This is a genomic window from Prevotella multiformis (assembly GCF_018127985.1).
GTDB lineage: Bacteria > Bacteroidota > Bacteroidia > Bacteroidales > Bacteroidaceae > Prevotella > Prevotella multiformis.
This window is the reverse complement of sequence record NZ_CP072358.1, coordinates 206,722-229,303: the sequence shown is the minus strand read 5'-3', so window position 1 is coordinate 229,303 and position 22,582 is coordinate 206,722. Positions and strand designations below refer to the sequence as shown.

The following is a 22,582-nucleotide window of genomic DNA, read 5'->3' as shown; positions in this document are numbered from 1 at the left end:
CTCCCCTTTTCTGCATCTTGTCTTGTAGTTTATCCTCCTTTGTCTGGCTTTTCCAATTGTTGCACACAGGCGGAAGCATCTGCGCAAGAATGTATCCAACAGTATTAAAGTGTGTGAAATTTCCATCCTATTCCATCATATTGTAACAGGAAAAAGTTATTTTTGTGTAAGTATTAAATTAGGAGAAAGCTTATGGGACAGAATGTGATCATATCGGAATTGTTCGGAAAAGATCTGGCGGCGGCCATCTCGGAGTGTGAACACGACAGAACCTTTGTACTTGTCGATGAAACGACACGTGTGAAATGCTGGGAATGTGTCAAGGACTACTTCTGCCTGAAAGGCGCACGGCTTATCACGATTGGAGCGACCGACAGCTGCAAGACCGTCGAGACACTCACAGAAGTATGGAAGGCTTTGCAGGAGGGAGGGGCAACACGTCATTCGCTACTTGTCAATCTGGGGGGAGGAATGGTGACCGACCTTGGAGGATTTGCCGCCTCGACCTTCAAACGTGGAATCAACTTCATCAATGTTCCGACGACACTCCTCGCCATGGTGGATGCCAGCGTGGGGGGAAAGGCCGGTGTCAACTTCGGAGGACTGAAGAATGAAGTCGGCGTGTTCTCTGATGCGGCTTTCGTCATCCTTTATACCGGATGGCTCAAGACCCTTGATGAAGAGAACATCCGTAGCGGATATGCGGAGATGCTGAAGCACGGCCTGATTGCGGATAAGACAATGTGGGCAGAGCTGGTCGGCTTTGACCTTGCACGGCCTGACCTGTCGAAACTCTCGGTGATGCTCGGGAAGAGCGTCAAGGTGAAGGAACGTATCGTGGAAGAGGATCCGCATGAGAAGGGGATCAGGAAGGCTCTGAATCTCGGGCACACATTCGGTCATGCTTTTGAGGCATGGTCATTGAGACGCAAGCCGGTCCTCCACGGATATGCCGTTGCCTTCGGATTGATAGCCGAACTTTACCTGTCGGCTGCCTTGACAGGATTCCCTGTCGAACAGATGAGGCAGACCGTCAGCTTTATCCGTGCCTTTTATGGTGTCCTTCCCTTTACCTGCAATGACTATCCCGAACTGATAGAACTGATGCACCACGACAAGAAGAACCGGGGCAGTGAAATCAATGTCACGCTTCTGGCGGGAATCGGCGAGATCCGCATCGACCAGACCCTATCCGAAGAGGAGGTCCGGGAGGCGCTTGATTTTGTCCGTGAGGGATAGACAAAGGTGACAGGAGAAGTGATGCGTGCTATTTAGCTTGGTTCTTCGATTCTGCCTCCTGTGCCTCCTTGTTCGCCTCCATGGCGTTTTTCTTCCGATGGTACTGCATCACCTTCTTGCCGAAGAGGGCGGCCATGGAGTCGGCTGAGAGATAGCGCATGGAGCCGGAGTCGAAGCCGACGGAATCCTGCGGAATACGGTGTCCCTGCTCGTCAACCGTATCCTTGTAGATATATAGCCTTCCGTTGAAAATATGCCAGCTGGTATAGACGGTCACCTTCGGATATTCCACCGGGCTCTCGTCCTCCAGTGAATTGGATTTGATGATATAGCCTACCGGAGAAGCCTGGTTGTAGCTTTTCAAAGTGAATCCGTACTCCCTGGGGATAAACAGTGCGGCCTTCATGGAGTCGCTCATCTCCGCCATGATTTCATCCTCCGACTTCGTCGGGTTCGGCTTCAGCTTCGGTACGACCTGGAACGTCCACGTGCCTTTCATCTGTTCGAGGTCGATGACCATCTCCGCCTCATAAGGGTCGATAGGGTTCGGTACGATCGCCAGTTCGTCTCCGATCTCCGGCGTACCGTACACCTGACCGTTGCGTTTGGCCGTAACGATGTCGAACTTTACCGGGTCTCCTCCCTCGTTCGGCAGGAGGACAATCACCGAATCGGAGCATCCGTCGCACGCCAGACCGTATCGGGTACTGTCGCCTTTCAGCTGGGTCTCCACGTCGATAGCGCCTTGGTCGCCCGTCGTAGCCTGGTTGTAACAGGCCGTGAGCAGCAGCAGGAACAGACTGGCAAGGGGAAAAGACAATTTCTTCATGTATTTACTTTTAGACTGCAAAGTTAGTCAATTATTGCAAAAAATATTAGCTGTCAGTTGTTTTTTGGAAAATTTTATCTAATTTTGCAGGTCAGATTGCAGTCTGCAATCCCTTCATTTAGATAACAACAGAAAACATATATGGGAAAGAAAATTCAGTTCAGTCTCATTTACCGAGACATGTGGCAAAGCTCTGGTAAGTTCCAGCCACGCAAGGATCAGTTGGTACGTATTGCGCCTGTTTTCATCGAGATGGGCTGTTTCGCACGTGTAGAAACAAACGGCGGTGCCTTCGAACAGGTGAACCTCCTCGCCGGTGAGAACCCGAACGAGTCTGTCCGTGCCTACACCAGAATCCTGCATGAGGCCGGCATCAAGACCCACATGCTCGACCGCGGTCTGAATGCACTGCGTATGTACCCTGTTCCTGACGACGTGCGTGCGATGATGTACCGTGTGAAGCATGCGCAGGGCGTGGACATCACCCGTCTCTTCGACGGTCTGAACGACATCCGCAACATCGCCCCGGCACTGAAGTGGGCGAAGGAAGGCGGCATGACACCGCAGGGTACGCTCTGCATCACCACCTCCCCTATCCACACCATCGAATACTACTGCAAGCTGGCCGACGAGGAGATTGCCGCCGGTGCAGAAGAACTCTGCCTGAAGGACATGGCCGGTATCGGCCAGCCGGTCTTCCTCGGTGAACTGACGCGCCGCATCAAGGAGAAGCATCCGGACATTCTCCTGGAGTACCACGGGCACTCCGGCCCCGGTCTTTCCATGGCTTCCATGCTCGAAGTTGCCAAGAACGGCATCGACATTCTCGATGTTGCCATCGAGCCGCTGTCATGGGGCAAGGTTCATCCGGATGTCATCTCTGTACAGAGCATGCTGAAGAATGCCGGCTTCGACGTGCCCGATATCAACATGGACGCCTATATGAAGGCACGCGCCATGACCCAGGAGTTCATCGATGAGTGGCTCGGCTACTTCATCAACCCACAGAACAAGTACATGAGTTCGCTGCTGCTTACCTGCGGTCTGCCGGGCGGCATGATGGGATCGATGATGGCCGACCTCGGCGGCATCCGCACGACAATCAACAATCTCCGCAGGAAGAAGGGCGAACCGGAGCTTTCAGTAGACGATATGCTCATCAAGCTGTTCGACGAGGTGGCATACGTATGGCCGCGCGTCGGCTACCCTCCATTGGTGACCCCCTTCTCGCAATATACCAAGAACATCGCCCTGATGAACCTCCTTACCCTCGAGCAGGGCAAGGGACGTTTCGTGATGATGGACGATTCCATGTGGGGCATGATTCTCGGCAAGAGCGGTCGTGTACCTGGTGAAATCTGCCAGGAGCTGAAGGATCTTGCCAAGCAGAAAGGTCTCGAGTTCACCGATGCCGACCCGCATACCCTGCTCTCCAACGCACTCGACGACTTCCGCAAGGAAATGGACGAGAACGGATGGGACTACGGGCAGGACGATGAGGAACTCTTCGAGCTGGCCATGCACCCGGAACAGTACCGCAACTACAAGAGCGGACAGGCCAAGAAGAACTTCCTTGCCGACCTGCAGGCCGCCAAGGATGCCAAGCTCGGCGCCAAGGTCAGCCCGGAGGAGGCGGCAGCCTTCAAGCATGCCAAGGCCGACGCCATCGTCGCACCGGTCAAGGGTCAGCTCTTCTGGGAGTTCCAGGGCGACGGCGAAGCTGCTCCGGCAGTCGAGCCGTACATCGGAAAGGAATACAAGGAGGGCGATGTCTTCTGTTACATCCAGGCTCCATGGGGCGAGTTCGTCACCGTCCCTGCCGCTCTCGGCGGCAAGCTGGTTGAAATCAATGCCAAGCAGGGTGCCAAGGTGGGCAAGGGTGATGTCATCGCCTACATCGAGAGAGCTCACGAAGCATAAAGATATTTTAAATGATCAAAGCCATGCTTCCTCGTTCATGTCGGTGAATGCCGGCAGGGAGAGGAGTCATGGCTTTTTTGATGGAAGGAAACGCCCAGACAGCATATATAGAACAGCGGTACCGCTGCCGGCAAGAAGCTCAACGGGACTGTCAGGAACGGTAAAGCCCACAGATACATGGGCTTTGGTCGGATAACGGGCGATTCTTATAATCACAGGGTAGCTGGAGCCTTGACAGCAGAAAGGTATAATGTTCCCAAGGATGCCGTCCTCCCCCTACTCCATCTGTACAACAACAAGCAATGGATTATCAGGCAATCATAGACAAATATTATCCCGAAGACAATGCTCTGCGCCACATCCTCCTTGTCCACAGCCGCTCCGTAGCTGACAAGGCTCTCGCCATCGCCGGTCAGCATCCTGAGCTGGAATTTGACAGACGGTTCATTGAAGAGGCTGCCATGCTGCACGACATCGGAATCGTGCGCTGCAATGCGCCCGGCATACAGTGTTTCGGCAGCGAGCCTTACATCTGTCATGGACACATCGGAGCCGGGATGTTGCTTGCAGAAGGTTTCCCGCGACATGCCCGCGTCTGCGAACGCCACACCGGAGCAGGCATCACTCGTGAACAGATACTCGTACAGCATCTGCCCCTTCCCATGCACGACTTCCTGCCTGAGACAGCAGAAGAGAAACTTATCTGCTATGCTGACAAGTTCTTCTCCAAGAGCCATCTCGATCACGAAAAGAGTCTGGAGGAAGCAGAAACAAGTCTTGCGAAATTCGGAGAGGAAGGATTGCAACGTTTCAGAACATGGGAACAGATGTTCCGCATCGTTCCAGATGAAGAAGACGCATGACACGTCAGATCTCCACGCCGAACACACGCCTTACATTCTCATTTGTCTGACGGGCGATAGCAGCCTCGTCGACGGCATAGCAGGCAGCAAGAGTACGCATCACCTCTACGATGAAAGCGCTCTCGTTGCGCTTTCCACGATAAGGGACAGGAGCCATGTAAGGGCTGTCGGTCTCGAGGACGATGCGGTCCAAGGGAACCGCCGCAGGAAGATCCTCACGCAGATGGCTGCTCTTGAACGTTGACACGCCCCCGATACCAAGGACGAAACGGTCGAAACGGAGGAACGCCTCGGCTTCTTTCCGGTTGCCTGTAAAACAGTGAAAGACACCGCCTGGCAATTCCCTCTCATAAGCACGCATGACACGCAGCAGTTCATTCTGCGCCTTCCGGCAGTGAATCATCAGCGGAAGCCGTGTCTCCACGCTCCACTTCACGGCCTCCTCGAAGGCGGCAAGCTGCTGCCGTTCGTATTCGCGCGACCAATAGAAGTCCAGCCCCACCTCACCGATGGCAACGACCGTCTCGCCCGGCAGCACTGTTCCCTCCGCCTTCTGACGGAGCGAAAGGAGGATGCGCCGGTGCATGGCAGCCAGCACTTCACGCCAGTCGTCACGCACCTCTTCGGGCTGCAGGCCGATCATGGGCCAGCAGGTGTCAGGGAACTGACGGCAGACAGCCAGGACGGAGTCAACCGACTTCAAGTCGATGGCAGGCAGGAAGATCTTTCCTACTCCGGCCTCATGGGCACGGCGCACGACCTCCGGAAGGTCGGTCTTGAAATCTTCTACATCTAAATGGGCGTGGGTGTCGATGATCATTTGTATGGGTAATAAAAAAGAAAGTATCTCCGAACTCCTGCAAAGGAGGAGGATATGAGATGGTCGAGATGGAAATGCAGATGGAGATAGGCGGTGAAATGCGGAGGAACGGATGAAGCCAGATACAGCTTGTCAACGCTGTCTATGCAGCAGTTTCTGTGCGTATGCCATCAGTTCGGTCTTGCGTTCATCAGAGACTTTCACGGCGGCAAGATACTTGTTTGCCTCATCGAAATAATGATTGATGCAGTCTATCGCCATTCTGTCTACACCTATCTTGTTATACAATGCCGTGACGGCCGCCACTTTCTCGTTGCGGTGGAACGACTCACAGCCTATCCACTTTTCCAGCTCCTTCCGCTGGCGTGCATTCGCCTTGTTGAGCGCATTGATCAGCATATACGTCTTCTTGTTCGACGTGATGTCCCCCCCGATTTTCTTGCCGAAAACCTTGGGATCCCCATAAACATCCAGGTAATCGTCCTGCAGCTGGAACGCCAGTCCGATCTGTTCGCCGAACTTATAGAGATTGTCCATATCCTCAGAAGGCGCATCGGCCAGTATGGCACCGATTTTCATCGCACAGGCCAGCAGGACACTGGTCTTGAGCCGGATCATCTCGATGTACTCCGCTTCCGTCACATCGTCCCGGTGCTCAAATTCCATATCGTATTGCTGTCCCTCCCCTATTTCGAGTGCCGTCACGGTGAAGAGCCGCAGCACATCCCGCAGGTGCCTGTCGTCACACTGCTGCATCCGTTCGAATGCCAGGACAAGCATCGAGTCGCCCGAGAGAATGGCCGTATTGGCATCCCAGCGCACGTGTACCGTCTGCTGTCCGCGGCGCAGCGGGGCGTCGTCCATGAGGTCGTCGTGCAGGAGCGTGTAGTTGTGATAGGTCTCAAGGGCGCACGCCGGAGAGAGAATGGTCTCAGGGTCGTCCCTGAAGAGGTTGTAGGACAGAAGCATCAGCGTCGGACGTATGCGCTTCCCTCCCAGCGAGAGTACATATCTGATCGGTTCGTACAGGCTCTGCGGCCTGCGTCCGTAAGAGAGATTGCCTATATACTCGTTTACTTTGTCGAGAATTTCATCAGCAGTGTACATGATAGAGCGTTTGGTTAAACAGTTATTTTCTTTCTTCACCGGCGACGGATCCGCCTTTGCATATCAGGGGGCGTCATGAGAGCTGGAAGACGATGGGAATCTCCACGAGAGAACGGCACGGGCGGTTCTTTTCGATTCCCGGCTTCCATCTGCCCATCGTCCTGAGAACCCGCAGTGCCTCGGCATTGAGCACAGGAATCTTCCCGCTCTTCACCCGGACATCGTCCACCGTCCCGTCCACATTGATGATGAAGGTGATGTTCACCGTCCCCTGCACCTGCTTCTGCTTTGCATCGGCGGGGTACAGCAGCGTCTTCGTAAGCCACTTCATGAACTCCACCCATCCGCCGGGCGGCGTCGGTGTCTGGGAGAGAATGCGCTTGCTGACTTTGTCGTCATAGCGTTCCGCCTCCTCTTCTGAAGGGTCATCGGTCATCTTCTCCATCTCCTTCTTTGCCTCTTCCTTTACCTTGGGCGGCTCGGGGGTGGTGGTCACCATCGGCATCACGACAGCCTCGTCGCTCATCTGCGGAGCCCCCGTCTTCCTGTCGTTGGCGTTCATGTTGCCCACGTCGTGCGGTGTCACCTTGTTGGGGATGTCGCGCCGCTTGAGGTTGAGCATATCCTCTATGGTCGGTTTCTTCTCGTCCTGTTTCTTCGCCAGATCCTGCTGGTCGATGGCCGGCAGCATATCCAGGTCGTGGAGCGTCACATTCTTCAAGGTCCTGGAGTCGGCCGCATCATCGTCCGTACCTGCCGCATTGTATTCCATCGCCACAAAAAAGACAGAGAGGGCGATGATGATTCCCAGAAGGAAACCAACCCACCGCTTATTCTCCAGGTCTGCCCTGTCCGACTTCTTTATTTCCAAGACAAAATATACTAAATGTGCGCTTACGCCGTTATACAAACCATGGCAGGCATCGCAGGAAAATCCTCTGCACCGCGCCGGAACTTCAAAAGACAAAAGTAATAAGATATTCGGAAAAAGCCGTAACTTTGCCGAGAAATTAAGTCAGATTAAATGAAAAAAATCGTTTCTGCACTCCTGCTAACGCTTTTTTCTGCTGCCATGCAGGCACAGGAGAGCCAGACAGAATACAACTTCCTGCGGCTGCCGCTGAGCGCACACGCTGCTGCACTGGGCGGAGAGAACATCACCGTCATTGAGGACGACCCCTCACTGATGTTCTCCAACCCGGCACTGGCAGCATCGGTGAGCGACCGGACCGTAGGGCTCAGTTACATGAACTATATGCACGGAGCCAATTACATGGGGGCTTCCTATACCAAGGCCCTGGGCGAAAAAGCCACCGTCGCCGGCGGCGTACAGTACATGAACTACGGACGGATGAAGGAGACCGACGAAAACAACGTGCGGACAGGCACCTTCAACGCCAGCGACATTGCCGTCGAGGGCATCTTCGCCTACGAACTGGCACGGAACATCGTGGGCGGCATCACGGCGAAGTTCATCACGTCCTACATCGGACATTACAATTCGATGGCGGTAGGCGTAGACCTCGGTCTGAACTGGTATGAGCCGGAGGAACAGTGGTCGGTGTCACTGGTCGCCAAGAACCTCGGTGGCCAGATCAAGGCCTATGAGGAGGATTACGGCAAGATGCCGACGGATGTGCAGGTGGGTGTGAGCAAGACCTTCGCCGCTCTGCCCGTCAGGCTGTCGGCGACGCTCGTCGACCTTACCCATTACAGCTACCGCCTTGCCGATCACCTCGACCTCGGCCTCGACCTCCTGCTTTCCGAGAGTATATGGATCGGCGCAGGCTACAATCTCCGCCGGGCTGACGAGATGACCGTCGGCAAGGCGGAGGAAGCCTCTGCGCACGGAGCAGGCTTCAGCATCGGCGGCGGCATCAACCTTGAACGATTCAAGCTGAACCTTGCCTACGGGAAATACCATGCCGCCAGCAGTTCGGTACTGATCAACCTGGCCTATTCTTTCTGACGGCCTCATGCCGACTGCCCGATGACGGCTCAAGGACAGTACGCTCATTATGAGCAGGCTTAAAGAACACTCTTGATCGATTTCTGCCTGTTAAGTGACAGAAACAGCTTCCTCCTTGAAGGAACAGGACGTTGCCATGCGACTGAAAGTAATATAAAGGGTCAGTCCTAAAACCCAGTTGCAAGCCTATCCTCTTAAGCACATAATTTCATAAGTATTTATTACCTTTGCATCATGAAGAGTCACCAATTATTACGTTGCATCTTTCCAGATGTACTTGCCGACTACTTTGATGTTGTCGATATTCACGAGAGTGTTTCGCAGTTTGACTTTTGGCTTGACGAGCGTAACTTCATGGAAAAGTCAGACCATAAGTCAGGCACTGTAAGCAGTTATGGTTTTACCAGCGAGCGTGTTATTCAGGACTTCCCCCTTCGTGGCAAAGCAGTTTACCTCCATGTCCGCCGTCGCAAGTGGCGTGACAGTTCCAACGGAGAGATATTTACTTATTCATATGATGATTTGACGGCTGAGGGCAGTAGACTATCCCCCGAGTTCGTTTTTTTTTTAAAAGAATAGAATTGAGTCCACTGCAGAGAGCATCGCAAGTATCGGTGCTCACTATGGCGTAAATGGCAAGCTGTTATCCACACAGTACAAGGAACATTTCAGTGACTACCGCAGCTGGGATCAGCTGGATCATGCTCAAGACTGGCTATTGTTTGAAAATAACATAGGTGAGAGTCTAAGTATTGATGAGACCTGTCTAAGCAGTGGCGAGGTTTATACTTTTCTGACCAACAAGGCGGGAAAGGGCAGAAAAGGGACTTTGGTAGCTGTGGTTAAAGGGACCAAGGCAGAGGACGTCATCCAGGTTCTCAAGAAGATAAACCTTTCTAAACGGAAGACTGTCAAGGAGATAACACTCGATTTGTCATCTTCGATGATGCGCATAGCCCGCTCTGTTTTCCCAAAAGCACTTATTACCAATGATAGATTTCATGTGCAGAAACTATATTATGATGCTCTGGATGACATGCGTATTGCTTACCGATGGATGGCAAGAGATAAAGAGAATGAGGAGATAAAAGAAGCTAAAAGTAAGGGTAAGGAATATATACCATTTAGATACAGCAATGGTGACACGCGCAAGCAGTTGCTCGCCAGAGCAAAGTTCATATTGACCAAGCACAAGACCAAGTGGACTGAAACACAGAAAGGTAGGGCACAAATCATCTTTGAACATTATCCGACACTGAAAAAGGCATATGATTTGGCTATGAAACTTACCGACATTTATAACATCAAGAGCATCAAGGATGCTGCAAGGCTGAAGCTGGCAAAATGGTTTAATGAGGTTGAAGAGCTGGGAGTGGACAATTTCTACACAGTGATTGACACGTTTGAAAATCATTATCAGACCATACTCAATTTCTTTGTAAACAGAGCTACGAATGCAAATGCCGAGTCATTCAATGCTAAAGTTAAGGCATTCAGGGCACAGTTCAGAGGAGTGACAGATATTCCTTTCTTTTTATATAGACTTATGAAATTATGTGCTTAAGAGGATAGGCTTGCAACTGGGTTTTAGGACTGACCCAATATAAATGAGACAACTTCGTAGAAAACAAGAGAATGCCCAGAACGGACAGCCTCCATCCTTCTCGTCAGTACACAAGTTTCAAAAAAAATATCCCCCGATTCGCATCGAGGGATAACAACAACACAAACACAAAATAAAGCAGGATACACCTGCAATACTGTTTTTGCTTGCAAATACAGACTTTGTTAATCGTAGAATATTTTTTTAATCCTTGGATCTCTGTCTTTACATCACGCCATCGGCTCTGAGTTTTTCCTGCCATTTCCATGCTGATGCAAGAACATCAGACAAAGGAGTCTCAGCCTTCCAGCCTAACACCGTGTTAGCCTTGGTACAGTCTCCCCAGATCTTTTCTATGTCTCCCTCACGGCGCGGGCCGAACTTCCAGTTTACTTTTACTCCTGTGGCCTTTTCAAAGGTCTCCACTATTTCCTTGGTAGAATTGCCATGTCCCGTTCCGATATTGAAGTACTCGATGTTGTCAGTATCCTGATCCAACACACGTGCCATGGCCGCTACGTGAGCCTTTGCCAGATCGACGACATAGATATAGTCACGGATACAGGTTCCGTCTGGCGTGTCATAGTCATTGCCGAAGATGGTAAGCTGCTTCCTGATGCCCATCGCCGTCTGCGTAACATAAGGAATCAGATTGTTGGGGACACCGTTCGGCAACTCTCCGATCAAAGCAGAGGGGTGCGCACCGATGGGATTAAAATATCTCAGGACGATGCTCTTGATATTGGCGCCGCTATGGATATAGTCCAGAATGATCTGCTCGTTGATTTCTTTTGTGTTACCGTATGGAGAAGTCGCTTTCTGGTGAGGGGCATCCTCTGTAACCGGTAGATTCTCCGGTCTGGGTTGCCCATAGACGGTACAGGAACTTGAGAAGATAAATCCTTTCACATTATATGCCGGCATCAGTTCCAGCAGATTGATCAGAGAAACGATATTGTTCCGATAGTACAGCAGCGGCTCCTGCACGCTTTCACCGACGGCTTTAGATGCGGCGAAGTGGATAATCCCTTCTATCTTCGGGTACTTACGGAAAACATTTTCTGTTGCCTCACGGTCGCGGAGATCAATCTGTTCAAATGCAGGACGTACACCCGTTATCTTCTCGATGCCATCCAGCACCTCTATCTTCGAATTAGACAGATTGTCGACGATTACCACGTCGTATCCGGCTTCAATCAGTTCGACACTCGTATGCGAACCGATAAAACCGGTTCCTCCTGTAACAAGAATTGTTTGTTTCATTTTATCTTTCGTTTTTCCTTATTTAGGCTGACCTGCATCCATCAGTTTCGCTGCAAAGTTAGTGTTTTTTTGTTACTTTCAAAAAAAAGAATGTAAAAAAGTTCGCTGATTTCTACATAATCGAAAACTTTTTGTATATTTGCCAGAACAATATCAATACATACCGAGACATGACAGAAACCGAGCAGACCCAGCAGCAGATTGAACGTTTCCTGAAGAAAATCGCACAGAAATTCACGGCCGGCGGCTGTGACATGCCCATGACGGACATTCATCTGCGCGCCTCACAGGACAGTGGAGATCTTATGGCATTTGATGACAGCGACAACGAGATTACCCGTTGTGTCGTCAGTCAGTGGATTGACGACAAGAGCGACAATTTCTATCCGGAGGCGGCGGCCATCCTGCGTCAAGAGCTCAACCGCATCAAAGAGGTGACGGAGAATCTGTCGATCATGAAACCTTACAGCTTCCTGCTCGAGGATGATGACAAAAACAATGTCGCAGAACTGTATCTTGTAGACGACGATATGGCAATCTTGGGAGGCGACCTCATGCAGGGGCTGGACGAAGAACTTGACAGTTTCCTGGAAGATATTTTGAATCAGGAGAAATGAAGCAAAGGATCTTGAGGCTTCTCTTTTGCCTGGCGTGTCTTTCGGCGGTTCCCATGTCTGCACAGCGGCATGAAATACGGGATGCCCGAATCCGTTCTCTACAGGTAATTGCTGATGGAAGGTGGATGGAGCTGCCGGTCATGATGCTCAACACCGGAAAAATAAGCATCGATTTTGACGACCTCACGCACACTTACCGGCGGATGACTTACCGGCTGGAACATTGTGAAGCCGACTGGCAGCCCTCTACGGGTCTGTTCGACAGTGATGTTGCCAGCGGTTTCCTGTCAGGGAATACGATCGACAACGTCAAGGGCTCCGTGCTCACAAACACGTTATACACCCACTACCATCTGGATATTCCCAACGAAAAATGCAGTCCCAGGCTGTCTGGGAATTACAGGCTGTATGTGTACGATGATGAAACCCCTGATGCCCCTCTGCTCACTGCCTGCTTTATGATTTTAGAACCGGCAGACCGATCCATGGGGGTAAAACTGAATGTCACGACACATACGGACAAGACCATCAACGACAGACACCAGCAGTTGGAAATGCAGGTCGATTACGGTAACAACAGGGTCAACTATCCGCAGCAGCAGATCAAGACCGTTGTGATGCAGAACAGGAACTGGATAGATGCCCGATGGAACAGCAGGCCACAATATGTGATGGCGGATGGACTGCGCTGGAAGCACGCCCCCGATTATATTTTCCCGGCAGGCAACGAATACCGTAAATTCGAGATTCTCTCTACCGATGCCGCCTCGATGGGAATCGACAGGATAAGCTGGGACGGAAGCCACTTCCACGTCTATCCCTTCGCCGCATCACCGCTGTTGAATTACATCTATGACGAGGATGCCGACGGTGCCTTCCTCATTCGCAATTCAGACAATATGGACATAAACACCGCCAGTGATTATGTCTTTGTCCACTTCCGGCTCAGCACGCCGTCCCCCTACCCTTACGATATCTATCTCAATGGTGACTGGACGTATAGCCGCCTGCTGCCATCCTACAAGATGACTTATGATGCTGAAAAAAGATGTTATGAAGCGACAGTGCCTTTAAAATTCGGCTATTATAATTATCAATTCCTTGCAGTGGATGGACAAGGGGAAATCCTTCCTTTCAGTGTAGACAAAGGCCATTTTCAGACGGAAAACAGCTATCAGGCACTCATTTATTTCCGACCACAAGGAGGCAGGACTGACAGACTTGTAGCCTATGCCAATGTAAGATTCGTGAAAGGGTCGTTCTGACCGTTTCCACGGCGGACATATCTTCCTCTTGTGAACAGGTCAGCTTGCAGAGGCCTTGACGCACCTTGTCAGACTTCCTCTGCGCTCTTCCCTGTGCAAAACATCCACAAGGCCTTTTCATGGGGGGGCAAGAGCCGACCCTTGAAAGGGACTGGAATCTTTCGATACATCCATCCAAAACATCAGAAAAAGTGCATCAGAGAGCGGAACAGAACCGTCCTGCCCTCTGATGCACTTTTATTCTTGCACCCTTAGTCGTTCATCGACATCAGGAACTCGTCATTATCCTTTGTACGGGCCATGCGGTCATGGATAGAGTTCATCGCCTCAATAGAGTTCATATCGGCAATATACTTTCGAAGAATCCACATGCGGTCGAGTGTGGTGCGGTCCTGCAGAAGATCATCACGGCGTGTACTTGACGCAACCAGATTGACTGCGGGGAAGATACGCTTATTGCTGAGGCTGCGGTCAAGCTGCAGCTCCATGTTTCCTGTTCCCTTGAATTCCTCGAAGATGACTTCATCCATCTTGGAGCCCGTATCAATCAAAGCTGTCGCGATGATGGTCAGTGAGCCGCCCCCTTCTATGTTGCGGGCTGCTCCGAAAAACCGTTTCGGTTTTTGCAGCGCATTGGCATCGACACCACCTGTCAGTACCTTTCCGGAGGCTGGAGCCACCGTGTTGTAAGCACGTGCCAGACGCGTGATGGAGTCGAGGAAGATGACGACGTCATGTCCGCACTCAACCATACGCTTGGCTTTTTCCAATACGATGCCTGCAATCTTCACATGACGTTCTGCCGGTTCATCAAACGTAGAGGCAATGACCTCTGCATTGACTGTACGCGCCATGTCCGTAACTTCCTCGGGACGCTCGTCAATCAGGAGCATCATCAGGTATGCTTCCGGATGGTTGGCGGCAATGGCATTGGCAATATCCTTCATCAGGATGGTCTTTCCTGTCTTAGGCTGTGCAACGATCAGGGCACGCTGTCCTTTGCCGATAGGTGAGAAAAGATCCACAATCCGGGTAGACAAGTTCGTTGTATTCGGGTCGCCGCATAGCGAGAACTTCTCTTCCGGGAATAGCGGTGTAAGATGTTCGAAAGGAATACGGTCGCGGACTTCAGAAGGTTTCCTGCCGTTGATCTTGTCGATACTGGTCAGCGGGAAATACTTCTCTCCCTCGCGCGGCGGACGGACATGGCATTCCACCACGTCACCCGTCTTCAAGCCAAACTGCTTTATCTGGCTGTTGGCTATATAGACATCGTCCGGCGACGACAGATAGTTGTAATCACTCGAACGGAGGAAGCCATAACCGTCCGGCATTATCTCGAGTACGCCATTCGCCTTGATAAGGTCGGAAAAATCATAGCTTTCCGTGTTGTCAGAGGCGCCCATGCTGTCGTACGAATGCATTGAGGACATCTGTGCAGGTGTCGTCGGCTGGTCGAACATATCGTAGTTCGGAACAATACCCTGATCCTCTATCGGTAAGTCGACAACAGGAATAAAGTCTGTTCCGTCACCCGGGTCTCCGCTCCAGACCCCCTCCGGACCAGCCGGTGAATTGGCTGTTTCATTATTCATATTGTGTGCATTCACTTTTTCTTTCAGCCGTGCAAGGAGTTCGTCCTTTCCATCGGTTTCTTCCTGTGACTGGCCGCCTGCAAACTGGTCTTCGGGAATGAAGTCCTCCGGGGCAGAAGGCTTGGCAGGTTCTTTCTTCTGCTCGGAATCATTCTGTCCGCCTTTCTCATCCCCCTGTTCGGCCTTAGCTTTGATGGCTGCCTCCGCAGCCGCAATGGTTTCCAGTTCGGCCTTCGACTTGCGGCCGCGATGTTTCGGAATGGAAGCCAGAATCTCTTCCGGTGTCATTTCCGCTTTTTTGCTGCTCTGCTGTTCTGGAAGGTCCTTGAACAAGGTGGTCTGGACGGAAGCGCCGGCAGTCTTGTTCTTCTGCATGTCAAAGTTTTCTCCTTCCTCTCCATGCACCGAGTAGACCCGGTCCGTATCTTTCCGCGCTATTCTCGTACGCTTACGCTTTGACTCCAGTGGATGTGCCGTGCCCACCTCTTCTGCCTGACGATCAAGGATGGCGTAGACGAGTTTGTCCTTGTCATCACCTGGCGTATAGACGGCACCGGTTTTCTGGGCTATCGCTTCAAGCTCAGAAACGTCTTTGTCTAATAATTCTTCTTTGCTTAACATATATAATATGTATGGGAAATTACATCTGATAGCATTGATGTTTCATAAGCAGAAACATCCGTAAATGTGTCTTTTTGTGCCGCAAAGGTATAATAAAAATCTGAACCACACAAGAATTATCCTGTTTTTTTTAAGACGACTCCATTGAGAAAGAGAGCTTTCGGCAAGGAGAAACGGTAGCTGACGGGGGAAGTCCCCCTTACGGAAGATGAAACCTTCCACAGGCAGTCTCAGCCTTCTCCGCACACTTCCTGCCGCTCATCCACAAAGACTGCGATTCCCAGCGGCCGGGAATATGATTCCCAACGGCTGGGAACAGCGTTCCCAACGGCTGGGAATCCGAGTCCCAACCGCTGGGAACAAATCCGACCGTACGTGCAGCATGTACTTCCGTACGGTTGCGGGCATTACTGATGCTGCTCACGCAGCAGGTCGTTGACAGTCTTTACAGGATTGAATGTCCCAAGCGGCACTTCCACAAAGACAGTGTTCCAGTCGCTCATGGCTCCGTTCCACAGGCCTGGCAGTTCCAGCGCTTTCAGGTCGCGTCCGTTCTTTGACTTCGCACTGATGAATCCTGTTGACTTGTCTACATAGGCCGTCAGGTTGAAAGCTTCGCCTTTGTAGTTCCTAATGGCGCACACGAGATCTACCGGGTTGAAGTGCGTCCCCTCCGTGAACATTCTCATGGAAGCCTCGTCCTTCTTGTCGATCTGCGAACTCTCGAGTATCTGAAGACTGACCGTGCCATCCTCGTTGTAAGCCCGGAACGGACCTCCTCCCGGTTCGCCCACATTCTTCACCATGCCGCATACCCGCATCGGCCGGTTCAGCTTCTTGTAGAGATATGCAGCCAGTGCAGCATCATCGAGATCCGAAAAGTCCTGCTTCTTGCAGAAAAGCGCATTCTGTACGAAGCCGGCCATCTCCTCCAGTTCCGCATGGCTGCAGGTTCCTCCGTCCAGTTTCCGGAGGTAGTCAAAAGCCCGTTTCTGCAGTGCGACGAGTCTCCCTGCAAGAACCATCTTCCAATCAACGGATAAATCCTTCAGTCTGTCGGGAACGACATTGTCAATGTTCTTGATGAAAACGATTTCCGCCTCCAGATCGTTCAGGTTCTCTATCAAGGCTCCGTGTCCGCCCGGACGGAACAGCAGCGAACCGTCTTCGTTGCGGAAAGGGGTGTTGTCGAGGTTTACCGCAATGGTGTCTGTGCTGGGCTTCTGTTCTGAGAACGTGACGTCGAACCCGATTCCGAATTTCGCCTCGTATTCCGACTGTTTCTCCGCTACCTTCTGCTTGAAGAGGTGCAGGTGTTCATGCGATACGGTGAAGTGTACATGCGCCTTCCTGCCGCTCTCCGCATAGCGTGCGGCTTCCACCAGGTGTTCTTCCATGGGCGTGCGCGCCCCATCCCCGTAAGAATGGAACAGGAGCAAGCCCTTCGGAAGCTGCCCGTAGTTCAGTCCCTCTTTGTTCAATAAGGCGGCGACGACGGCCTTGTAACGCCCTTCCGCCATCAGACTGTCCACGCTCTTGCCTTCCAGTTGCAGGCATTTGTCCGACAATTCCTCAAAGAAAGCAAAATGATGGATATTCGCAAAGAACTCCTTTTCAAAGTCGCTCGCAGGTATCTCGTGATCCCCATTGAGGAAAGCGAAGAGATTCTTGAACATACGGCTGGCTGCACCTGATGCCGGGACGAACTTGACCACCCGGTGTCCAGCCGACTGGTATTCTTTCCATTCCCGGCAGGCCTCCTCGCAGGCTGTCTCGTCCAGCACCTCGACACCTTTTCCCGGGGTGGCGGCACCTTCCAGTTTCAGAAAAGGAAATCCCCGTCTGAACTCTTCGAGCTGGCGGTTGATCTGCTCCTCGCTTATCCCTTTCTCAAGAATCTGTCTTAGGTCTTCTTTATTCAACATAATCGGTAAAGTATTAAAAAGATTGTTTTGTAAATGCAAAAATAACGAATTAAATTGGAAAGAAGAAACTAATTGTCACTTTTATTTCCGATTATATCGTTTTTCTTTGTACCTTTGTCCATGAACTATAAACGGAATGTTGCCTATGGAGGAGAAATTCATTTATACGGATGAAGAGAATGAGAGGTCTGAACAGATACTTACGGAATTGCAGGATACCCTTGGACAGTCGTTTCTCGAAAACGACCTGCCGAAGCTGCGCAATCATTTGAGCAGGTCGATTGCAGCCAATGCTATCCGACGTAATGTCTTCGGACTGAATCCCATCCTTTGCGCACTGCAGACAGCCGCTATCGCCGTCAAGGATATTGGGCTGAAGCGCGATTCTGTTCTTGCAATTCTCCTGCATCAGAGCGTCCAGGACGGTAATCTGACGCTTGAGGAGATTGACAGCCGGTTTGGAGAGGGAGTCTCAAAGATCATTCACGGACTGATCCGTATCCGGATGCTATACCAGAAGACCCCTGTCATAGAGAGTGAGAACTTCCGGAATCTTCTGCTTTCTTTTGCGGAGGACATGCGTGTCATCCTGATTATGATCGCCGACCGTGTCAATCTCATGCGGCAGATCCGTGATGTCGAAAACAAGGAGGCGCAGCGCAGCGTGTCCGAAGAGGCAAGCTATCTTTATGCCCCTTTGGCACACAAGCTGGGACTGTACCAGCTGAAAAGCGAGCTGGAGGATCTCTCCCTGAAATACCTCGAGCATGACGCATACTACCTTATAAAAGACAAGCTGAATGCCACCAAGGCGGCCCGCGATGCGTATATCAGCAGCTTCATCACCCCTGTCAGCGAACATCTGAAGGCGGCTGGGCTGAAGTTCCATATCAAAGGACGGACAAAGTCCATCCACTCTATTTGGCAGAAGATGAAGAAGCAGAAGTGCGGGTTTGAAGGTATCTACGACCTTTTCGCCATCCGTATCATTCTCGACTCCCCGGCAGACAAGGAGAAGATGCAGTGCTGGCAGGCCTATTCCATCGTGACGGATATGTATCAGCCCAATCCGAAGCGGCTGCGGGACTGGCTTTCTGTGCCGAAATCCAACGGTTATGAGTGTCTGCACATTACGGTTCTCGGGCCGGACAAGAAATGGGTGGAAGTACAGATACGTACAGAACGCATGGACGAGATTGCCGAGCACGGTCTGGCTGCCCACTGGCGGTACAAGGGGGTGAAGGCGGAAGGCGGCATGGACGACTGGCTGGCTTCCATCCGTGCGGCTCTTGAAGCCGGAGACAACCTTGAGGTGATGGATCAGTTCAAGTCTGATCTTTACGAAAAGGAGATCTATGTCTTCACCCCCAAGGGTGACCTGCTGAAATTCCCCAAGGGAGTAACCGTACTCGACTTCGCCTATCACATTCATTCCAAGATCGGCAATCAGTGTGTGGGAGGGAAAATCAATGGCAAGAACGTGTCCTTCCGTACCGAGCTGCACAGTGGCGATACGGTGGAAATCCTCACGTCAACGACACAGAAACCCAAGCAGGAGTGGCTCAACATCTGCAAATCGTCACGGGCAAAGGCCAAGATTCGTCTGGCACTGAAAGAAACGCAGGTCAAGGACGGACTCTATGCCAAGGAACTCCTCGAACGGCGGTTCAAGAACAAGAAGATAGACATAGAAGAGGCGACCATGGGGCATCTTCTGCGAAAGATGGGATTCAAGGAAGTGTCTGAGTTCTATAAGCAGATCGCCGAGGAAAAGCTCGATCCCAACTACATCATCGAGGAATATCAGAAGGTCTACAACCACGACCACAATCTCAATCAGCCCAAAGAGGCTGAAAGTGCGGAGAACTTTGAATTTGAGAACCCGTCGACCGAGTTCCTGAAGAAGAACGATGATGTACTTGTCATCGACCAGAACTTGAAGGGGCTGGACTTCTCGCTTGCCAAATGCTGCCATCCGATCTATGGCGATCCCGTCTTCGGGTTTGTGACCGTCAGCGGAGGTATCAAAATCCACCGCTGTGACTGCCCCAATGCGCCGGAGATGCGTAAGCGTTTCGGTTATCGGATAGTCAAGGCACGCTGGAGCGGAAAAGGCACGTCCCAGTATGCCATCACCCTGCGGGTCATCGGAAATGATGATATAGGGATTGTAAGCAATATTTCGAACATCATTTCCAAAGACGAGAAAATCGTCATGCGTTCCATCAACATCGATTCGCATGACGGACTGTTCTCCGGCAACCTTGTCGTTCTGCTTGACGACAATTCAAAACTGAATATGCTCATCAAAAAGCTCAGGACGGTAAAAGGTGTCAAAGAGGTCGTGAGGATATGATCTCCCGCTTTGAACGTGCATCAACCTGTCCTCGGGACTGCAGGATGAAGCGTGTCGGATTTTTCTAAAGAAAGAGACCGCAGCCACGTTTCATGTCATCCGACCTTGAGACAACAACAGGACAGCCCTTATATGACGAATCGCATATAAGGGCTGTTTCCTGTTTATCCAATTACTTGGACAGCAACATGAAAGAATGTCTAAGCAATTGCCAATAGTGCCGGCAGTCTTTTTGCTTGGGTGTATATCCACTACATGAAAGGGGAGTCACCGCCGGTTGTATTCCATCGGATGGGAGTGAATTGTCTGATTCCAATGCAAAGCCGATCTCCTTTGATCCGGATCTTTCATTTTCCGGCATCTTGCATAAGGCAAAGAACGACATCTTATTCTATTCCACCAGACTCAACATCAGAAAACAGTCTGTCTCTGAAATGTTGTATCTGTTCAATATGCCGGCATCATTACGGAACTCTTCCAGAAGTTGGTCGCGACTGTTCTTGCTCCTTGTCATCCATTCTCGGAACAGTTCGGCTGCACGCCGTGTGTTTCCCTGTGCCCATTGGCAATAACCGGCATTGAGATAATCCTCACAGGTCGGCGTGGCTGCAAGAAGCCTGTCATAGATCTTCGATGCTTTCTCAAGGCAGTTGTCTGACAGCATCGCCCAGGCAAGTACACGTTTCACGTTCTCGTCATCGGGATACTGATAGTCGAGGCGGAAAAGGTCGTCACGAATCTCATTTGCCCTGTCCAACTTCAACAGCGCCACACAGCGGTTCAAAGTATAGTTCTTATGCGCCGGATCGAGTTTCAATAAATGGGCATAGACCTTTTCCGCCGTGCTGTAATCTTCACAGGCAAGTGCCGCCCGCGCCTTCCCTTTCAATGCCCACAGATTGTCAGATTCATGCTGCAGCACCTTGTCAAAGAACTGATAAGCCGCCTCCGGCCTGCCGATGTTGATATTTGTATAGCCCAGAAGAATCGCATAGCGCGGATCATCGCTCTGGAAGGTCGTGAGCAGTTCGGCAAGCTGGGTGAACCGATGATGCCTGTAAAGGTGTAATGCCATGCGCAGTTTGACCTCATCGAGCGCTGTCCCCATGAATGTCTTGTAGGTAAAAAAGAAAGTGTCTCCCATGAAGTTGCCCTTTCCGTTATCCACGAAAGGATTGATGAAATCATCTGCTGTACGATAGAGACGGAAAAAACGATAGAGATCCTGCAGATAAGTACGTCGAATAGCAACCGCATCCTGTGGATCATCTGTTGATGCAAGGGATCCCAGGGCCGCTTCAGAGCCCATTACTTCTTTCATGTTGGCAGGTAACTGGTTGATGACGTGCTCCAGAGCGAGTGTAAAAGAATACTTGTCCGAATCGCAGAAGTTACCTTTGTCCATGAGAATCTGTAGAAACTGTGAGTCTCCCAAACGCTGTGTCGTCGTGCGCAAGGCCGGATGCTCCAAATAGAAGGGTGTAAACCAGTTTACCATATCCCTGAAGAATGGAAAACGTTTCATCTGTCTGAAACCGCCGAAATAGATATCCGATCCCTGCTTCTGCATCTCCATCATCCGGCGTACCTTTTCTTCCATCTGTTCCATGCGTTTGTCTTCCGCATCCTGATGCAGGACATGCTCGATACTGTCGTCTTCCTTCTCGATGATACCGAGCCGGCCGATGGCAAGATTGGAACTGCGCATGAGGTCGGGCATGATGTCACGCTGGATCTTGTCATTATCTTTCTCGGCATCCTGACTATAAAAGAACTGGATCTGGAGCGTCAACAGTTCGTGGGTGACGGCTGGATCCTGACAGAGTTCACGCACAAGCGACTCCTGTTCGGGAAAAATATCCATTCCTTCAAAGACCGACAGCACCCAGCCAACCAATGCGCGCTGGCGGACAGACTCGTCTGTGGAACGCCGGTAGACAGAGACAAGCGTCTTGAACTTATTGACATCAAACAGGTTCATGGCTCCCATGCTGATGGCGCTCACGATGATCTGCTGGTCGCTGGAAACAATCGTCGGAGAAAGCAGCAGGTCGGTATAGAAGGCACTGTCTTCATCCGTCCATTGACAGGAGGTCCACAGCGCATTGAAAAGGCGGTCGACAAACTGGTGATGACGGTCGTAGAGTTCGTTCTTCCTCCGTTCCCGCTCAGCCCCAGACCGTAATGACAGCATTGCGACTTCCGACACGAAGGTCTCCAGAACCGTCCGGATAAGGTCGTGGCTCATGTTCAAATGGTCGCTTGTCCGAAAAGCATCAATATATGCGCCGGTATTCTTGCACCGCCAGCTGATTTCGAGATTGGCAGTGACCCGATAGAGCCGCTGCAGCAAAGCCCGATAGAGCGACTCGCGTTGACGGTCCGGATAGCCCTTTCCCATGTAGTCTACCATCAGCTGGTAATCAGTTCGAATGGAGTCGAACTCTCTATGCCCTATGAGGGATGGATGCTGGATGTACAGCTGTTCTAATACTTCAATGGCTTTTCCCAGCCATTTGTCCATCAAAAGGTTAACCGCTTTGCTTAGAATATCCTCTACGTTCACCGTCTTGTGCTTTTATTACTAATA

At 51.3% G+C, this 22,582-nt stretch carries 17 protein-coding genes; 9 read left to right on the top strand and 8 right to left on the bottom strand.

What is annotated here, in order from left to right:
• Positions 1-192 precede the first annotated feature (192 nt).
• Positions 193-1,239, top strand: a complete 1,047-nt coding sequence (aroB, locus tag J4864_RS07310; protein ID WP_211815141.1) for a 3-dehydroquinate synthase — start codon at positions 193-195, stop codon at positions 1,237-1,239.
• A 28-nt stretch (positions 1,240-1,267) separates the two neighbouring features.
• Here the strand turns inward: aroB and J4864_RS07305 are convergent, their stop codons facing one another.
• Positions 1,268-2,068, bottom strand: a complete 801-nt coding sequence (locus tag J4864_RS07305; RefSeq protein WP_211815140.1) for a hypothetical protein — start codon at positions 2,066-2,068, stop codon at positions 1,268-1,270.
• Between the two features lie 141 nt (positions 2,069-2,209).
• On the opposite strand from J4864_RS07305, the gene J4864_RS07300 reads away from it, so the two are divergent.
• Both J4864_RS07300 and J4864_RS07295 read left to right on the top strand, forming a co-directional pair.
• Positions 2,210-3,988, top strand: coding sequence for a biotin/lipoyl-binding protein (locus J4864_RS07300; RefSeq protein ID WP_211815139.1), 1,779 nt, complete (start codon positions 2,210-2,212; stop codon positions 3,986-3,988).
• 302 nt (positions 3,989-4,290) lie between these two features.
• On the top strand, positions 4,291-4,851 hold the full coding sequence (locus tag J4864_RS07295; RefSeq protein WP_211815138.1) for an HD domain-containing protein: 561 nt from the start codon (positions 4,291-4,293) through the stop codon (positions 4,849-4,851).
• A 4-nt stretch (positions 4,852-4,855) separates the two neighbouring features.
• On the opposite strand, the gene J4864_RS07290 is transcribed toward J4864_RS07295, so the two are convergent.
• From J4864_RS07290 to J4864_RS07280, 3 genes are all read right to left on the bottom strand, one after another.
• Complete coding sequence (locus J4864_RS07290; RefSeq protein WP_211815137.1) at positions 4,856-5,671, bottom strand: TatD family hydrolase; 816 nt, start codon at positions 5,669-5,671, stop codon at positions 4,856-4,858.
• Between the two features lie 132 nt (positions 5,672-5,803).
• Positions 5,804-6,778, bottom strand: coding sequence for a polyprenyl synthetase family protein (locus tag J4864_RS07285; RefSeq protein WP_211815136.1), 975 nt, complete (start codon positions 6,776-6,778; stop codon positions 5,804-5,806).
• A gap of 73 nt (positions 6,779-6,851) precedes the next feature.
• Complete coding sequence (locus J4864_RS07280) at positions 6,852-7,649, bottom strand: energy transducer TonB (protein ID WP_211815135.1); 798 nt, start codon at positions 7,647-7,649, stop codon at positions 6,852-6,854.
• Positions 7,650-7,802: 153 nt separating this feature from the next.
• On the opposite strand from J4864_RS07280, the gene porQ reads away from it, so the two are divergent.
• The 3 genes from porQ to J4864_RS07265 all read left to right on the top strand — a co-directional run bounded on the left by porQ (position 7,803) and on the right by J4864_RS07265 (position 10,311).
• Positions 7,803-8,747: a type IX secretion system protein PorQ gene (porQ, locus tag J4864_RS07275; RefSeq protein ID WP_211815134.1), complete on the top strand. Its 945-nt coding sequence runs from the start codon at positions 7,803-7,805 to the stop codon at positions 8,745-8,747.
• 234 nt (positions 8,748-8,981) lie between these two features.
• Positions 8,982-9,326 carry an ISAon1 family transposase N-terminal region protein gene (locus J4864_RS07270; protein WP_211815133.1) on the top strand — a complete coding sequence of 115 codons (345 nt, stop codon included), beginning with the start codon at positions 8,982-8,984 and terminating at the stop codon, positions 9,324-9,326.
• A gap of 1 nt (position 9,327) precedes the next feature.
• Entirely contained in the window at positions 9,328-10,311 is a 984-nt protein-coding gene (locus J4864_RS07265; RefSeq protein ID WP_449579663.1) for an ISAon1 family transposase, read from the top strand.
• A 264-nt stretch (positions 10,312-10,575) separates the two neighbouring features.
• Here J4864_RS07265 and galE read toward each other — a convergent pair whose 3' ends face one another.
• Positions 10,576-11,613, bottom strand: a complete 1,038-nt coding sequence (gene galE, locus J4864_RS07260) for a UDP-glucose 4-epimerase GalE (protein WP_211815132.1) — start codon at positions 11,611-11,613, stop codon at positions 10,576-10,578.
• A 170-nt stretch (positions 11,614-11,783) separates the two neighbouring features.
• On the opposite strand from galE, the gene J4864_RS07255 reads away from it, so the two are divergent.
• Both J4864_RS07255 and J4864_RS07250 read left to right on the top strand, forming a co-directional pair.
• The gene (locus J4864_RS07255; protein ID WP_211815131.1) at positions 11,784-12,230 is read left to right on the top strand and encodes a hypothetical protein; all 447 of its coding nucleotides are present in this window, start codon (positions 11,784-11,786) and stop codon (positions 12,228-12,230) included.
• Positions 12,227-13,495: a type IX secretion system plug protein gene (locus J4864_RS07250; RefSeq protein WP_211815130.1), complete on the top strand. Its 1,269-nt coding sequence runs from the start codon at positions 12,227-12,229 to the stop codon at positions 13,493-13,495. Before J4864_RS07255 ends, J4864_RS07250 begins: the two co-directional genes overlap by 4 nt.
• 251 nt (positions 13,496-13,746) lie before the next feature.
• Here the strand turns inward: J4864_RS07250 and rho are convergent, their stop codons facing one another.
• Positions 13,747-15,711 (bottom strand): transcription termination factor Rho, encoded by a 1,965-nt coding sequence (rho, locus tag J4864_RS07245; RefSeq protein ID WP_211815129.1) that lies wholly within the window; start codon positions 15,709-15,711, stop codon positions 13,747-13,749.
• A 407-nt stretch (positions 15,712-16,118) separates the two neighbouring features.
• A complete protein-coding gene (locus J4864_RS07240) occupies positions 16,119-17,636 on the bottom strand; it encodes a DUF4301 family protein (protein ID WP_211815128.1) in 1,518 nt (505 codons plus the stop codon).
• A gap of 145 nt (positions 17,637-17,781) precedes the next feature.
• On the opposite strand from J4864_RS07240, the gene J4864_RS07235 reads away from it, so the two are divergent.
• Positions 17,782-19,992: a RelA/SpoT family protein gene (locus J4864_RS07235; RefSeq protein ID WP_211815127.1), complete on the top strand. Its 2,211-nt coding sequence runs from the start codon at positions 17,782-17,784 to the stop codon at positions 19,990-19,992.
• A gap of 391 nt (positions 19,993-20,383) precedes the next feature.
• Here the strand turns inward: J4864_RS07235 and J4864_RS07230 are convergent, their stop codons facing one another.
• Complete coding sequence (locus J4864_RS07230) at positions 20,384-22,558, bottom strand: tetratricopeptide repeat protein (RefSeq protein WP_211815126.1); 2,175 nt, start codon at positions 22,556-22,558, stop codon at positions 20,384-20,386.
• Positions 22,559-22,582 lie beyond the last annotated feature (24 nt).

Excerpts from the sequence above, each read along its gene's own strand:
- aroB (WP_211815141.1), top strand. The coding sequence starts at position 193 with ATGGGACAGAATGTGATCATATCGGAATTGTTCGGAAAAGATCTGGCG.
- J4864_RS07305 (WP_211815140.1), bottom strand. The coding sequence starts at position 2,068 with ATGAAGAAATTGTCTTTTCCCCTTGCCAGTCTGTTCCTGCTGCTGCTC.
- J4864_RS07300 (WP_211815139.1), top strand. The coding sequence starts at position 2,210 with ATGGGAAAGAAAATTCAGTTCAGTCTCATTTACCGAGACATGTGGCAA.
- J4864_RS07295 (WP_211815138.1), top strand. The coding sequence starts at position 4,291 with ATGGATTATCAGGCAATCATAGACAAATATTATCCCGAAGACAATGCT.
- J4864_RS07290 (WP_211815137.1), bottom strand. The coding sequence starts at position 5,671 with ATGATCATCGACACCCACGCCCATTTAGATGTAGAAGATTTCAAGACC.
- J4864_RS07285 (WP_211815136.1), bottom strand. The coding sequence starts at position 6,778 with ATGTACACTGCTGATGAAATTCTCGACAAAGTAAACGAGTATATAGGC.
- porQ (WP_211815134.1), top strand. The coding sequence starts at position 7,803 with ATGAAAAAAATCGTTTCTGCACTCCTGCTAACGCTTTTTTCTGCTGCC.
- J4864_RS07270 (WP_211815133.1), top strand. The coding sequence starts at position 8,982 with ATGAAGAGTCACCAATTATTACGTTGCATCTTTCCAGATGTACTTGCC.
- galE (WP_211815132.1), bottom strand. The coding sequence starts at position 11,613 with ATGAAACAAACAATTCTTGTTACAGGAGGAACCGGTTTTATCGGTTCG.
- J4864_RS07255 (WP_211815131.1), top strand. The coding sequence starts at position 11,784 with ATGACAGAAACCGAGCAGACCCAGCAGCAGATTGAACGTTTCCTGAAG.
- J4864_RS07250 (WP_211815130.1), top strand. The coding sequence starts at position 12,227 with ATGAAGCAAAGGATCTTGAGGCTTCTCTTTTGCCTGGCGTGTCTTTCG.
- rho (WP_211815129.1), bottom strand. The coding sequence starts at position 15,711 with ATGTTAAGCAAAGAAGAATTATTAGACAAAGACGTTTCTGAGCTTGAA.
- J4864_RS07240 (WP_211815128.1), bottom strand. The coding sequence starts at position 17,636 with ATGTTGAATAAAGAAGACCTAAGACAGATTCTTGAGAAAGGGATAAGC.
- J4864_RS07235 (WP_211815127.1), top strand. The coding sequence starts at position 17,782 with ATGGAGGAGAAATTCATTTATACGGATGAAGAGAATGAGAGGTCTGAA.